The 13877-nt window shown below is 39.5% G+C and carries 20 protein-coding genes; 14 read left to right on the top strand and 6 right to left on the bottom strand.

Features of this window, described 5'->3' with window-relative positions; genetic code table 11:
* Positions 1–264: 264 nt before the first annotated feature.
* Entirely contained in the window at positions 265–687 is a 423-nt protein-coding gene (locus tag ACFPU1_RS06435) for a pyridoxamine 5'-phosphate oxidase family protein (RefSeq protein ID WP_054634874.1), read from the bottom strand.
* A gap of 151 nt (positions 688–838) precedes the next feature.
* On the opposite strand from ACFPU1_RS06435, the gene ACFPU1_RS06430 reads away from it, so the two are divergent.
* The 4 genes from ACFPU1_RS06430 (at position 839) to ACFPU1_RS06415 (ending at position 3017) form a co-directional block, all read left to right on the top strand.
* Complete coding sequence (locus ACFPU1_RS06430; RefSeq protein ID WP_385939567.1) at positions 839–1162, top strand: hypothetical protein; 324 nt, start codon at positions 839–841, stop codon at positions 1160–1162.
* A gap of 223 nt (positions 1163–1385) precedes the next feature.
* Positions 1386–1571, top strand: a complete 186-nt coding sequence (locus tag ACFPU1_RS06425) for a YjzC family protein (protein ID WP_054634872.1) — start codon at positions 1386–1388, stop codon at positions 1569–1571.
* A gap of 259 nt (positions 1572–1830) precedes the next feature.
* Entirely contained in the window at positions 1831–2037 is a 207-nt protein-coding gene (locus tag ACFPU1_RS06420) for a hypothetical protein (protein ID WP_054634871.1), read from the top strand.
* Positions 2038–2156: 119 nt separating this feature from the next.
* Positions 2157–3017 (top strand): MBL fold metallo-hydrolase, encoded by an 861-nt coding sequence (locus ACFPU1_RS06415; RefSeq protein ID WP_385939564.1) that lies wholly within the window; start codon positions 2157–2159, stop codon positions 3015–3017.
* A gap of 89 nt (positions 3018–3106) precedes the next feature.
* Here the strand turns inward: ACFPU1_RS06415 and ACFPU1_RS06410 are convergent, their stop codons facing one another.
* On the bottom strand, positions 3107–3856 hold the full coding sequence (locus tag ACFPU1_RS06410) for a potassium channel family protein (protein ID WP_385939562.1): 750 nt from the start codon (positions 3854–3856) through the stop codon (positions 3107–3109).
* 234 nt (positions 3857–4090) lie between these two features.
* Between ACFPU1_RS06410 and ACFPU1_RS06405 the strand changes: the two genes are divergently transcribed.
* Positions 4091–5161 carry an N-acetylmuramoyl-L-alanine amidase gene (locus ACFPU1_RS06405; RefSeq protein WP_385939560.1) on the top strand — a complete coding sequence of 357 codons (1071 nt, stop codon included), beginning with the start codon at positions 4091–4093 and terminating at the stop codon, positions 5159–5161.
* 134 nt (positions 5162–5295) lie between these two features.
* Here the strand turns inward: ACFPU1_RS06405 and ACFPU1_RS06400 are convergent, their stop codons facing one another.
* Positions 5296–5514, bottom strand: coding sequence for a hypothetical protein (locus ACFPU1_RS06400; RefSeq protein ID WP_385939558.1), 219 nt, complete (start codon positions 5512–5514; stop codon positions 5296–5298).
* 540 nt (positions 5515–6054) lie between these two features.
* On the opposite strand from ACFPU1_RS06400, the gene ACFPU1_RS06395 reads away from it, so the two are divergent.
* Together ACFPU1_RS06395 and ACFPU1_RS06390 are read left to right on the top strand one after the other, a co-directional pair.
* Positions 6055–6717 (top strand): poly-gamma-glutamate hydrolase family protein, encoded by a 663-nt coding sequence (locus tag ACFPU1_RS06395; RefSeq protein ID WP_385939556.1) that lies wholly within the window; start codon positions 6055–6057, stop codon positions 6715–6717.
* A gap of 11 nt (positions 6718–6728) precedes the next feature.
* Complete coding sequence (locus ACFPU1_RS06390; RefSeq protein WP_054634865.1) at positions 6729–7151, top strand: hypothetical protein; 423 nt, start codon at positions 6729–6731, stop codon at positions 7149–7151.
* Between the two features lie 30 nt (positions 7152–7181).
* On the opposite strand, the gene ACFPU1_RS06385 is transcribed toward ACFPU1_RS06390, so the two are convergent.
* Positions 7182–7835 (bottom strand): type 1 glutamine amidotransferase domain-containing protein, encoded by a 654-nt coding sequence (locus ACFPU1_RS06385; RefSeq protein WP_385939554.1) that lies wholly within the window; start codon positions 7833–7835, stop codon positions 7182–7184.
* Positions 7836–8128: 293 nt separating this feature from the next.
* Between ACFPU1_RS06385 and ACFPU1_RS06380 the strand changes: the two genes are divergently transcribed.
* From ACFPU1_RS06380 to ACFPU1_RS06355, 6 genes are all read left to right on the top strand, one after another.
* The gene (locus tag ACFPU1_RS06380; protein WP_269757887.1) at positions 8129–8263 is read left to right on the top strand and encodes a hypothetical protein; all 135 of its coding nucleotides are present in this window, start codon (positions 8129–8131) and stop codon (positions 8261–8263) included.
* Between the two features lie 236 nt (positions 8264–8499).
* Positions 8500–8748 (top strand): hypothetical protein, encoded by a 249-nt coding sequence (locus ACFPU1_RS06375; RefSeq protein ID WP_385939552.1) that lies wholly within the window; start codon positions 8500–8502, stop codon positions 8746–8748.
* A gap of 123 nt (positions 8749–8871) precedes the next feature.
* Positions 8872–9078 (top strand): hypothetical protein, encoded by a 207-nt coding sequence (locus ACFPU1_RS06370; protein ID WP_054634861.1) that lies wholly within the window; start codon positions 8872–8874, stop codon positions 9076–9078.
* A gap of 196 nt (positions 9079–9274) precedes the next feature.
* Entirely contained in the window at positions 9275–9721 is a 447-nt protein-coding gene (locus tag ACFPU1_RS06365; RefSeq protein ID WP_385939549.1) for a cupredoxin domain-containing protein, read from the top strand.
* A 263-nt stretch (positions 9722–9984) separates the two neighbouring features.
* Entirely contained in the window at positions 9985–10410 is a 426-nt protein-coding gene (locus ACFPU1_RS06360; protein ID WP_054634859.1) for a MarR family winged helix-turn-helix transcriptional regulator, read from the top strand.
* A gap of 220 nt (positions 10411–10630) precedes the next feature.
* Complete coding sequence (locus ACFPU1_RS06355; protein ID WP_054635141.1) at positions 10631–11290, top strand: FMN-dependent NADH-azoreductase; 660 nt, start codon at positions 10631–10633, stop codon at positions 11288–11290.
* Positions 11291–11330: 40 nt separating this feature from the next.
* On the opposite strand, the gene ACFPU1_RS06350 is transcribed toward ACFPU1_RS06355, so the two are convergent.
* Complete coding sequence (locus tag ACFPU1_RS06350) at positions 11331–11486, bottom strand: hypothetical protein (protein ID WP_157049677.1); 156 nt, start codon at positions 11484–11486, stop codon at positions 11331–11333.
* A gap of 407 nt (positions 11487–11893) precedes the next feature.
* On the opposite strand from ACFPU1_RS06350, the gene ACFPU1_RS06345 reads away from it, so the two are divergent.
* Complete coding sequence (locus tag ACFPU1_RS06345; protein ID WP_054634858.1) at positions 11894–12169, top strand: hypothetical protein; 276 nt, start codon at positions 11894–11896, stop codon at positions 12167–12169.
* Positions 12170–12386: 217 nt separating this feature from the next.
* Here the strand turns inward: ACFPU1_RS06345 and ACFPU1_RS06340 are convergent, their stop codons facing one another.
* Positions 12387–13616, bottom strand: coding sequence for a Bcr/CflA family efflux MFS transporter (locus ACFPU1_RS06340; protein WP_385939546.1), 1230 nt, complete (start codon positions 13614–13616; stop codon positions 12387–12389).
* Between the last annotated feature and the right edge of the window lie 261 nt (positions 13617–13877).

Below are 13877 nucleotides of genomic sequence, written 5' to 3'. Positions count from 1 at the left end.
GTACCGCCCCGAAAGTTAGAGTAGACATTCTAACTTTTAGGGGTAACAACCGAACGCTCTCTTTTTAGATTATCAGCAAACAGAATATTGATGTAATCTCTGGATTTATAAATGATCAAACATAAAATGGAGTTGTTCTTGTAAAGCCTATCCCCCGATTGCCCTAAGTTTCAGATCACAGCTTGCATAGAAAAGAATTACTACTCAAAAAAGGCTGTTGAATAGGGTTATCAACAGCCTGAGATGAGCGGTACATACTAAAGCTTACAGGTCCACAGAGTGAGGAGGTTCACCTTTGTCATTCATTACGCGGATCGCAGTCGGATTAATTTCCAGAACAATTAAGTTAGGATCATTTTTACCGTCAAACCATCTTTCAAGCTCTTCATTCCATATTTTTTCCTTAATTTCATTTGAATCTCTAATGTCCGCTGTTCCTTCAATTTCCACGAATTCATCCCCGATGCCTTCGCCATTATAGCCGAGTAAAACGTGAACATTCGGATTTTGTTCCAGTTCTTCAGCCTTATGAGTTTCTTTGCTGGTAGGCGTATAAAGAGTTAAATCTTCATTGTAAAAAGTCATATAGCGAGAATGTGGCTTATCATGTACTACGGTTGCCAATGTACCAATTTTATTGTTGTCAATAATATCAATGGCCTTTTGCCTGATTTCCTGTTTGTTCACCCTTCGTCACTCCTTTATGAATGTCTATCTTCATTGTTCCTTCAGAACGTATGGCTCAAACATCTATCTTTACATTAAGTCTGCTTTATACACCTGAACATTTTTTTGTTATGCTGTTTTAAAAGAGGATTTTGTTATAAGGGGAGAAAAAATGGGGAAAACAAAAGGAATATTTATGCTGATCTTTGCAGCTGCCCTAGCTGTCCTGTTTTTTTCAATTGAGGGAGCACGGCAGTATCCGTATGCACTGGCCGTTATTATCATATTTGCAGTAAGTCTGGCTGGATTTTTTACATTTATGCGTTTTCTAACTACTGCCTGGTACCAAAGCGGCTTTGCGGCCAATGTACTGATTATTGTTCTTATACCAGTAGTTGAGGAGACAGGTTTTTGGGTTCTCAGCGCAATCTTGCTTGGTGTCTTATCGAGTACTCAGATCGCCTGGTATTTACTTCACAGTCAATCTGATAAATAGGCACATTGGAATAGGGTGATCGTAAGCCGAATCGAAATCACCTGGCAGGAGCTTAAAGCACCAGATGAAACAGCTGCATTAGAATCATGCATAATCATTGTTAATAGAGTCTAAGGAGTAGTGTGTGTAAGACAAAAGTTGTGAAGTGAAATGAGAAGGTTTATACGATCCTTAGATCGGGCAAATCTTCTATGAATCACATTTCCCAAGGAGGTTTTAAACTATGGCTACTCTTTACAAGACAGGTGAAAAGGCACCAGAAACAGGCACGTATGTGTTTGACAGCTATGTAAACACGGAGTCAGGAAACCCGCCGATGGAAAATATGGAAGAGATCGAGTTAGAAAAAGAAGATAGATTTCCTCCAATGCCAACAGAAAATGATGCTGTCTATTGGAGAAAGAAATAAGGATTTTTCCAAGCTTGGATGTGTAATCATCCAAGCTTTTTTAACGGTTATGAGAACGAGTGAATAGTCCAGATCGTTTCCTTCTTCGGCAGTCAGCTGTGATACATATAGATTCATTTAAATTATGGAATTATTTTGATACAGCAATTATCATAATGATTTCTCAAGGATCGTTAGTTCTATCGGCCTTTGAAACTTTCCCTTGCTTTATTCGTAGAAACCTTTATAATTGTAATAATAAGTTTAAGGGGATGTTTTTATGTATGGTAGAGATGATGCTCCAGAAACCTTATTTGAAAAAGAAGAAATTGTGATTTATGAAGGCGAACAGGCAAAAGTTATCGCTGAATATCAACGGACGATTTGTATTGAATTGTTAGAATATCCAATTGAGGATAAAGAGGAAGAATTCCCTTTTCACAGATTGGTGATAAAGAAAGATGAATGCGAAAGAACAGCAAGCTAAACCAAAAACAGAAGCTAGGCTTAAGTGGAAACACTTTTAGCCAGCTTCTGTTTTTTTTAGTTTCCATGGAGGGAAAAAAAGGGAAGGTATGTCATAAAGATGGAAGGGAGGAATAGGCAGTGAGCAACAAGGTAGATAACAAGCTAAACAAAAGATTTGTCCCCTTGACCACCGTCAGAAGCGGGAAAGGAGAAGAAGTGCGTAAGGATATTTACGTTTATCCTGTTCAAATTGCCAATGTTATTTTTGTCGGCTATCCTGGGCAGACAAACGAATGGTTTATTGTAGATGCAGGTATGCCACGGTCAGGCAAAGATATCATTTCTGAAGCGAAGGAACGATTTGGTGAAACAAACCCGCCGAAAGCGGTGGTAGTTACCCATGGTCATTTTGACCATGTGGGTGCATTGTTTGATATCGTGGAAGAATGGGATGTTCCCGTTTATGCTCATGAAAAGGAGCTCCCTTTTTTAAGAGGAGAAGAGACTTATCGAGAGCCTGATTCCTCGGTTGAAGGGGGCATGGTTCCTAAGCTGGCGCCAATGCTTCCTACAAATTCTATTGATTTGGGAGAGAAGGTGCAGCCTCTTCCTGAGGAAGGGAGCATTCCGGGAATGCCTGAGTGGGAATGGTTATCCACTCCAGGCCACACAGAAGGGCATATTTCTTTATACAGACAAGACGACAAAGTATTACTTGCAGGAGACGCGTTTGTTACGGTGAAACAAGAATCGTTGTATAAGGCGATGAAGCAAGAAAAAGAAATATGTGGTCCTCCCAAGTATTTAACGCCTGATTGGGAAGCAGCCAAGCATTCAGTTAGCAAGTTAAATAGTCTTCCTTTAGACCTTGCAGTTACAGGGCATGGGTATCCAATGGAAGGGGAAGAGCTTCGTGAGGGGCTGCAGGATCTTGCTGATAACTTTGACAGCCTTGCTGTGCCTGAAAAAGGAGACGGCGCTAAAGAAGACCAAAGCTAATAAAAAAGAGGCAGCTCTGGATATCCCAGGGCTGTCTTTCTTCATGGTATGCAGCAAGGAGTATGGAAACGCCTGAATAGCAGGCACGGTTAATGAGTGTCTGAAACTTTTTGTTCAGATTTCGACTTTTCCTTTTCCAATTCTGTAAGCAAAAGACCCAGCCGCTTGACTTCATCAGCTGTTAATTCTTCATAGTTTGAAAGTTGGTCAACAATATGGGTAACAGTTGGGTTTTCCTTGTTTTTATCTGAAAGAAAGTACGTGGCAACAGATCCAGTAACCATTCCGATCACGCCTATTCCGCTTAGCATCAATAGTAATGCGATCATGCGTCCACCACCGGTTTCTGGAGAAATATCTCCGTACCCAACAGTGGTTGAGGTGACAATTGACCACCACACTGCATCACCGTAAGATTCAATAGAAGGCTCTATGTAAGGCATTGGTATGGCTGTAAACATTATGAGCATGATCGTGACTGTTAACACTTTATGTAAGTTATTTGTCATCAAAACGGCAGTAAGTCCTCTGGCGTAGTAATTAATGATAGCTACCGCCCGAAGCGCACGGATTAGCCTGGCAATCCTTGCCATTTGAAATAATGAATCAAAGGGAACAATAGCCAGGATATCAAAGGGGTTCTTTTTTACATACTCCCATTTTGAACCTGCTTTGAAAAAGCGGACGGAAACATCAATTGTAAAAATGAGCCAAACCATTAAATCGATTTGGGGAACGTACACATTGTCGATCCAAATCATCGATACAGATAAAATAGCTAATGCGACCATGAATATTTCATACAGTATGACGTAGACAGGTTTAGACGATCGTTTCATTTTTCTCTCCTTTCTCTCTTATACAATATCTCAAAAACCTTTTTTTAGTAAATAGAGTAAGAGAAAGCTTGGACTGCCGGCCCTTTTATATGTACATGGGGTATGGCCGAGTCGTATCCAGTGAGTTTACCGTAAGCTGAAAGGTAACCCGCCAATAAGCCACACTCATGTTGGCTGGTACTAGACAAATTCTCACAAGGAACAAACAGAAATAAAAGGAGAGGAAGATGGCTCATGAGTGTACGGGTATTTATTGATCCTGGGCACGGTGGCAGTGATACGGGGGCAGTTGGAAATGGTCTGGTGGAAAAAGACTTGGCATTGGACACAGCTCTTCACATAAGAGATATTCTCCAAAACGAATATAGTGGGGCAGAGATAAATATGAGCCGTACGACGGATGTCGATGTCAGCCTGGAAAATCGGGTTCAGCAGGCAAACAGTTGGGGAGCTGACATATTCATCTCGGTTCATTACAATGCAGCAGCCTCCGGGGTATCAGGGTTTGAGACATATCGGTACCAGGGCGCTCCGCAACGTACAGAAGAACTTCACGAAGTAATTCATAGGGAGTTATATAATTTCGCCTGGAGCGGAAGAATGCCAGACCGTGGCAGTATGACTGCAGGATTTTATGTTATTAGACACACCACAATGCCTTCTATTTTAACTGAAGGAGGTTTCGTTACTAACAGTAATGATGCCAGCTATTTACAAGATCCAAGTTTTATTGAGCAAGCTGCACGAGCTCATGCTGCAGCACTGGCCGCAGCTTTTGATGATATTACTGAAAATGGAGGAAATGGTGGAGGAGATGAAGATACACCTGATACGCCAGATGAAGAGAATTGGAGCGGACAGATCCTGCAAGAGGGTTTCCGTGGTCCGTTGGTTCGAGATTTGCAGCAGCGACTCCTGGACTTAGGATACGATTTAGGGACGTACGGAGCAGATGGAATATACGGGCCGGTGACACGAGAAGCAGTAAGGAGCTTTCAACAGGATGCAGGAATCACGGTAGACGGTATAGCCGGACCCAAAACGTATCGGGCAATGGAAGAAGTGTCCGGGGGCTGGAGCGGACAGATCCTGCAAGAGGGTTCCCGTGGTCCGTTGGTTCGAGATTTGCAGCAGCGACTTCTGGACTTAGGATATGATTTAGGCTCGTACGGAGCAGATGGAATATACGGGCCGGTGACACGAGAAGCAGTAAGGAGCTTTCAACAGGATGCAGGAATCACGGTAGACGGTATAGCCGGACCTGCAACGCACCGGGCTCTTGAAGAAGCAGAAAGGCAGGGGTAAAAGAAGGGAAAAACATTGGGCGTTGAGCCCTTTTTTTGTGCTGCTAAACAAGGCCTCCAGCTTCTAAATATAGGCCAACATACAATAAAGGGAAACCCCCGTAAAGTATATTACGAGGGTTTGGAGATGAATCATTAGTTGTTATTGTTGTTATCATTGTTGTTGCGATTGTTGCGGTTATTACGGTTGTTGCGGTTGTTGCGGTCTAAATCTTGTAGATCGTTATCGTTTGCGAACTCAGTGTTCACATTGTCAAGATTTAGTTCGTTGTTGTTATTGTTGTTATTGTTGTTGTTGCGGTTGTTACGGTTGTTGCGATTGTTGCGGTTGTCGTTGTTGTTATTGTTATTCATCGTTATCACCTCCCAAAAATAGCATTGCCTTTTTTAACATTCTTATACTAAGTTTCTTTGGAAGAAAAAGGATGGGAATAATCAAAATTTTGAGATCAGAAAGGTGCCTGTCAGTGGTGCCTGGCACCCACAAACAGGAAAAGGAGACAAAGAGTTAAACCCAAGGTTCCGCACTTATCAGTATTACAGAATCATTACAAAAAAGAAGGGTGCCAGGCACCCTTTCAATTAACAGTTATTATTGTTACGCTCGCGGTTATCTCTGTTTTTTAAATCCTGCAGATTTACTTCACAAGCAAATTCTGTATTTAAATCGTCAACATTTAATTCATTCTCCAAATTGTTATTCTCGTTGTTATTGTTATTATTGTTATTTCTATTGTTGTTATTTCTCAATGTTTTCACCCCCCTGTGGATTACTTTTTCCCTTACGTGATGATTTATACTGGGGTTATTTCAGAAAAAACAGGCAGGTTTCTTTCAATAGGAAAGCAGTATCTATAGAATAAAAAAAAGAGCAAACGAACAGGCGGGGTATAGATGAAGACACCTTTTGAAAGGTGGGATGGCTGCCAGGACGCATACGATTCAATGACAGAGCTTCTTTCTGATCCTTATTGGACTCCGGGCAGAGACTATTCCTTTACAATAAAAGAAAACGACAGTGAGACCGTGGTTTCTTCACTTCACGGCGGGGGAATTGAGCCTGGAACCACGGAGGTTGCCTGCCTTGTTTCAGAAAAGGGAGGTTTTACTTATTTTGATTTTAATGGAAGGCTTAGGAAAAGTAACACCATCCTTCATGTAACCTCAAATCATTATGATGAAAAGAATATTTTACGGATATCTCAGGAGAAGAAACACCACCTTGCCTTTCATGGGTGCATGGGAAAAGAGAGTGTCACATATATTGGAGGTCTTGATTATTCATTGCGGAACGCTATTTGGTCAAGTCTTGAAGCATACGGGTTCCAGGTTGAACTGGCACCTTTTCATATTGGAGGAAATAACCCAGTCAACGTTTGCAACCGCACAAAAATTGGGAAAGGCGTTCAATTTGAATTAAGTGAAGGACTAAGGAGGTCATTTTTTTCTGAAGGAAAGTGGAATCGTCCAAGACGAAGAGAATGTGTAAATTGGACGAATACATTGTTTCACTATGCAGAAGCAGTGATTAAAGGGTATGAAGGTTATATCAAATAACTTGTAGAATTATGGGTAACGTACCGAAGAATGAAGCAAGTCAAAAGACTGTTTCTTTTGTCCAAACAGTAAAATTGATTAATACTTTTTATTTATATATTAAAGGAAACTCTCCTGATTTTGTCGAATATATAGAAAGTAGAGATCGATGGATGAAAGAGGGTGGAAGAGAAATGCCAGACAGCAGGCAAAAAACGGAAGAATTTTTACAAACCCTGCCTAAAGATCAACGTGCAGTTTACGTTTATATGCGTGATGAGTACGAGCGTTTAGCAGCAGCAGGGAAACAAACAGATGTGGAAGAATATGACGCTTATGTAGAAAAGAAAGCCAGTGAAAAATTCGGGATCACAAGACAGGATGCTATGAATACGTACGCCTTAACTGAATCTCAATTGAGGATCTTCCATAATTATAGAGCATCCGATATATGATACAATAAAGAAGGGGAGACGTCCCCTTCTTTATTTATAGGTTTTCTTAAGAAGCTTTAACGTTTTCTTTGTTGTTTTTCTAACCGACTGTGGGTTTTGACCAGTGACCAGTCGTCCATCTTGTTTTACAAAAGAGGTAAAGGGAAGCAATGATTGTTTATAATTTGCTCCTCGTTTCTCCAGCTTTGATTGAAGGACAAAAGGGATTTGTTTATGAAGCATGAGCAGACGCTCTTCTTTATAAGAAAAAGAGGTTAACGTCTTGTCCTCGATTAAATACTTCCCGTTCGAAAGCTTTACATTGATTAAGGCACTTGGACCGTGGCAGATCGCTGAGACAACTCCTTTGTTTTCGTAAATTTCTCTTGTGATTCGCTGCAGATATGTCGAATCAGGAAAGTCCCACATGGTTCCATGGCCTCCTGCAAAATAAATAGCATGGTATTCATCACTTTTAATTTCTTCAGGAGATAATGAATGTTGAAGCTTATTCCTGAAGGCCGGATCCTTTAAATACTTTCTCGTTTTCTTTCGGAGAAGGGCAGTAAGCTTGCTCCTTGGGTCTAAAGGAACTTCACCCCCTGTAGGACTCACAATGTCTACTTCATATTTTTTAATTGCCTTATCATAAAATTCGGTCAGCTCACTTAACCATAATCCTGTTCTTTTCTTCGGATTTTCCAATGTCTCATGATTCGTGGCTGCAATCAGTATTCTCTTAATAGAAACTCTCCCCTTTCGTATTGTAGGTTTGTCATTCCTATTCCTTTTATTTATCTCAAATATTCAGAATAACAAGGAAGAATATTGGTTTCCTCATATAAAGCAACATACTTTGTTTAATTTTCAGAATATACAATTAATTTATAGCTTTAAAGAGGAAAACCAGAACATGCAATGAATTATAATTACACGGATTAAAATTACAAATTAGGGCATCCTGGTTTAATACGAATACGGTAGTAAAGGAGGAGCTAATGAAAAGCAGCAGATTGAACAGACGTGTACTTGCTCTTGTTGTTTTTTTGTTTTTTATCAGTGGACTTGGTGTTTTATCCTCATTTCAGCCAAATGATACGATAGAACTTTACAACGCAGCTGATACTGGGTAAGTTATTAATCGAAGTTCATATGTTCTTCTTTTTTCCAACCATGTTGTAGACATGTTCCTATGTTCAACATTGCCATTATTTCTTATCTTCCATTAAAACTATTAATTTATTAATAATAGATTTACTAAAAATCTTCCTACTATTTACAGACTTGTCCGCATATAAATAAAAAAACACTACTCACAGGATTCACCGAGACCCAGGCATGTGCTATTAGGGAAAAGGAGGAATTCACAATGGAATATTATCCTGAAGAAAAAGTTACTTGCTCCTTAACAAATAGAGACGGAATTGTGAAAAGTAATGTTCAGGGAATTTATTTAGTGAGGTTTTCAAAAAATGATTGGAGAGTCTGCCGGAAAGAGAATTTGGTAAGTAAACACAAAATAAATGATGAAGAGCTGATAGACAGCATATTGATTGATATCCATTTAAAGTACCGGCAAGAGAATGTGCTGAGAGGTTTTATAAAAGAAGGAGCATAGGCTTAGGACTGTCCTGATAACGGACAGTTTTTTATTTGTTTGAAGGAAAAGATTGAAGTTACTGTATTGATAAAGAAGGGAATAAAGCATTAGGAAAATGTATAACCGAAAGGGAGGGGAATTATGGAAACCTATAAGGTGAGATTTTATTTCGACCGAGATAATTACAAAACTGTCGGAATAAAAGGTGAATCAAAGAAAGAGATTCTCGATCAGATTACTAAAAGCAAGGATAAATGGCTGGTTCATGAGGAAAATACAGCCATTAACATGAATCTGGTAACAAGAGTTACCTTTGTGAAGCCAAAGAAATCAAAAAAGAAAAGCTAACAGGGAAACATCAGAAGGCTGGGGACGATTCCCAGCCTTCTTTTAGATACCTCTAAGTATCTGTTTTAACGGGGGACAGTTCAGGTGGTGGGGGCATAAAAGAAAAAACCCCTATAAGGAAAATGGAAGATATAGACATGCTTATCCTTCTTCGTGTCATATAGATGTATTATATGACAAGCAAAGGGGGAGAAACATGCGCTCGATCATAATTAAGAAAAAATGGCTTCCTGTCATTATTTGTTCACCTGTTTTTTTCTTTTTAATTTTTGCCTGGTGGTACAATGAGGAAGTTCAATCATATGAGACAGCCGGTCAGGCAGAGGAATTTGAGATTCAAATGGTAACAACTGAATTTAAGACGACTACTGAGGATGGTAAAGAAATTGAAGCCTATCGCTGGGATCCAGGAACCATTGTCATTCCAAAAAATAAACAGGTGAAATTAAAGATATACGGTGTGAATGGAAAAGAGCACCCTTTTATGATCGAAGGTACTGATATTAAAGGAACTGTGAAAAAAGGAGAAGAGACAGAAATAGATCTTCACTTTACAGAGAGTGGAATCTATCGTCTGATTTGTCTCACGCATTCCCATCATGATGATAATGGCCCTATGGTTGGATATATTGTTGTCAATTAGGAACAAGGCAAGCCTTCCATGCTGGAAGGCTTGCCTTATAATATTTCCCGTTCATATAGAGTGACTTCCGTCAATCACAAAGAAAAAAACTTGAAAATGCAGCCCAAGCTTTTTCTCGCTGGTGGCCATTTTATATTAAAGATACAAAAGAAGTTTGGTTCACTCCCTTGTTCATTGTAGAATAAAAGTATAGTATTAATGCAGAATGTTAAATAATGGAGACAAGGACTACAAGATGGAAAGAGATACAGGGGAGAATGGAAATGAATATATCAATAGAGAGTTATATCAGCATTTTTATACACCAGACAGACTTAACGCTAACGAACTACGTAAAGGGAAAGTTATCTCCTTATAATATAGCGCCAGAGCAAAATTTAATTATGATGGTTCTGTGGGAAAGAGATGGCCTTACTCAAAATGAAATCGGCCAGCGTTTAAACAAGGATAAGACTAATATCGCACGGATGGCATACAGCCTGGAGAGAAAGGGATTTGTCCGCAGAGCAGGCTGTCCGGAAGACCGCCGGTCTCAAAGAGTATATCTCACAGAAGAAGGAGAGCTTTTAAAAGAAAAAGTCCTTCCCGTAGCTGAAGAATTTAACCAGCTAGTATGCAGAGGGATTACAGAGGAAGAATTAAATACGACTCGAAAAGTGCTTTCAAAAATGAGAGACAATGTGTACTAGATCAGGCAGGAAAATTTTTATCAAAAATTGAGTGTAAATAGTTGCTGTAACAACTTAGTTATATTATAGTGGGGATTGTAGAAAATTTTTTAGGGTTTTGGTTGCTATAGCAACCTCTTATCTTGAAGATACATTCATTTATTCTGACTCTCATGTCTGCATGACACATGAAGAGTTAGGAAACCATAACAAAAACACGGAAAAAAAGGAGAAGATACAAGTGGCAAAAGTATTGTACATTACTGCAAATCCTAAAACACCAGAAGAATCTATCAGTTTGGCAGTTGGGGAAGAATTCTTAAAAGCATACAAAGAAGAAAACCCAAATGATGAAGTGGTGCATATCGACCTTTATAAAAAAGACCTTCCTTATATTGATACCGATGTATTCCAAGGCTGGGGCAAGCTTCAGCAAGGAAAAGGCTATGAAGAGCTAAGTGATGATGAAAAAGATAAAGTGTCACGTATCAATGAATTGACTGACCAGTTTATTGAAGCTGACAAGTATGTCTTTGTTACTCCACTATGGAACTTCAGCTTTCCTCCAAGAGTAAAGGCTTATATTGATAACATTGCTATTGCAGGCAAGACATTCAAATATACAGCAGAAGGCCCTGTGGGACTTCTTGAAGATAAGAAGGCGATCCACATTCAAGCGAGGGGCGGCATCTACTCTGAAGGCCCTGCAAAGGAAATGGAAATGGGCGACCGCTACATTAAGCAGGTATTAGCCTTTATGGGTGTAACAGATGTTGAATCAGTCATTGCCGAAGGAATGGCTCAAAATCCTGAAAAATCAGAGGAGATCAAGGCAGAGGCAATCGAAAATGCAAAAGAAACAGCAAAACGTTTCGCTAAAGATGCAGTCAAAGCACAATAAAGAAAAAACCTCGTGATGAGAATCTCATCACGAGGTTTTTCTATTTCGGGATGTTTTCCAAGGGAATTGGCTTTCTGTAATCATAAGAGAAACGTTCTTGCTCTGAAGTCGGAGTGGCTGCTTCCTGTGAATCAGCAGATTGATTTTCGTTAGGCACGTTCTCCAGGGGAATGTCTTTGCCATAAGTGAACATCATGAGTACCCTCCTCTTTTTACTTACTATGTGCATAAGTAATAAAATTATCAGAATGAATGAATAGGTCCATATATCTATTTTATACCATCTATTGTAAAAATTATATGATAAATCTAATGATTTTTGAAAAAGTCTGATAATTTATACAGATAAACACCTATGTACTTTTCTAAAAAGAATAATTGGTTTGTTGATTTTTCCTTTCATAACAGCCGATTCAGGTTATGTGAGTTGACAAACAAATTGGAATTTTCCTCATTTGCGGCACATAGAATTTACCGAGGTAAAGAAGAAAAAATAAAACTAGTTAAAATGGACTAAATTTGAAATTTGAAACCAGTAAAGGATTATTGTATAATTTGAAGAAATTACCTTTTAGAAAACTTTCAGAGGAGTGGATGGTTTTAATGAGCACAACTGTTACAGATCGTATCGAGGGAATTATGTATGCTACAGGAAATAAGGAAAATGAAGCTGACATGCTGTGGGAAGTAGGACTTCAGCAAATGGGAGTAGAGGAACGGAGAATATACACATATTACCTTGAAGTGCAGTTATACGATCCAATGAACAATCCATTAGAAATGACAGCAAAAAAGTTTCACAAAAGCGAAAGGGAAATTAAAGAAACTACATTACAGTGCGCCACATACTTACACAAATTTGTGGAAGCAAGAAGGTAAATAAATAGAAAAGCAAGCCTTGGCGCTTAAATAAAATGATCGACAAAATGCGATAATAAATGTCAGAATATTTTGTTTATTTGTCTGTTTTTCTCGATCTCTGTAGAATTTTAGGTGGATGACTGACTAGCAGATGACAGGGGAGAGCTTTAGAGAAAAGGAAAGCAAAAAAGACAAGGGGAGATCCTTGTCTTTTTTTATGTCGAAAATGGGGGAGTTATCCCTCCATTTTCAACTCTTTGTTTTGTTGCTCTTGATTGTTTTGAGTGAGGAGAAAAAAGGCCAGCAAACCAATAAAGGAAGTGATGAATAATATGGCTCCCATTGGTACTGCTGTGGTTTCGTTAATCCCAACGAGAGGCGAAACAGCAGCACCTAATAATAAAGGAAACATCCCTAACAAAGCACTAGCGCTGCCTGCCCGGTGACCCTGTTTTTCCATAGCCAGTGTGAAGGAGCTAGTTAAAATCATCCCCATAGATGTCATATAAATAAAAATAGGAATGACAATGGATGCTAACGGTCCCTCAATAATAGTCATCACTAAAAGAATAGAAGTTGCACTTACGGCTGTAAGTACTGCTGCTTTAAGAAGACTTCTTTCCTGGATGATTCCAGCAAAATGGCCGATAAGCCAGCTTCCCATAATAATGCCAAGCCCATTGATGCCAAATAATATACTAAATACTTGAGGCGAGACCTCATAGATCCCCTGATAAACAAAGGGGGTACCTGAAACATAAGCGAAGCTTCCACCGTGAACAAACCCGACAACCAAAGCGTACCCGATAAAGGAACGGTCCTTCACCAGACTGCCCATGGTCCGGATAGAATTTCCAATGGAGCTGGGAATTCTGTTCTCAGGTGGTAACGTCTCCTTTAAACGGAATGCCACAGTAATTACGATAAAGAGACCAAGCAGAGTTAAAAAATAGAAAATTGTATGCCAGCTTGCAAATGGGAGAAGTAGAATGGCTCCGCCGCCCATAGGAGCAACCATAGGAGCTACTGCATTAATAACCATTAAAAGGGCAAAAAATTTCGTAAGCTCTTTCCCACTGAAAACATCACGGACTACAGCGCGAGAAAGGACTATTCCAGCTGATGCGGTGAAGCCTTGCAGAAAACGTCCAATAAGAAGCGTAGTAATATTAGGCGCAAGAGCGCAAAGAAGGGACGAAAGAGCGAACAAAAAAATGGAAATTAATAATGGTTTCCTTCTGCCCTGGGCATCACTGATCGGCCCCACAACGAGCTGGCCGAGTGCAAGTCCGATTAAGCATGCTGTTAAGCTAAGTTGTACTAAGGAGGCACTTGCCTCTAAATCATGAGCAATTTCAGGGAAGCTCGGCAGATACATATCAATATTAAAAGGGCCGAGGACTGCCAGCAAACCTAGAAGGAAAGCCAACCCCAGACGTTCTTTACCTGTAGGATTATGAAGCATACATATCAAAAACCTCTCTACATATCTATAATAAGCTTTGCCCTTTTGTCTTTTTCGGACACAGAACACAAAAGAAGCCCAAAGTATATGGGCTTCCAAAAATGTACACTAAAAAAATGTTTAATAAAAAATTCATAGAAAAGGGACAGGTGAAGCTTCAACTGCTTTTTTATTATACAAAAAAAGCGATTGGAATGAAAAGAATCTTTCTTGCCAGTTTACTCCAAAAGAATAGTGATTAATGTTCTTACAGAGGGCACA

The organism is Thalassorhabdus alkalitolerans, assembly GCF_042656525.1.
Taxonomy (GTDB): domain Bacteria; phylum Bacillota; class Bacilli; order Bacillales; family Marinococcaceae; genus Thalassorhabdus; species Thalassorhabdus alkalitolerans.
The sequence above is the reverse complement of the archived record's forward strand: the minus strand, read 5'-3'. Positions and strand labels throughout refer to the sequence as shown.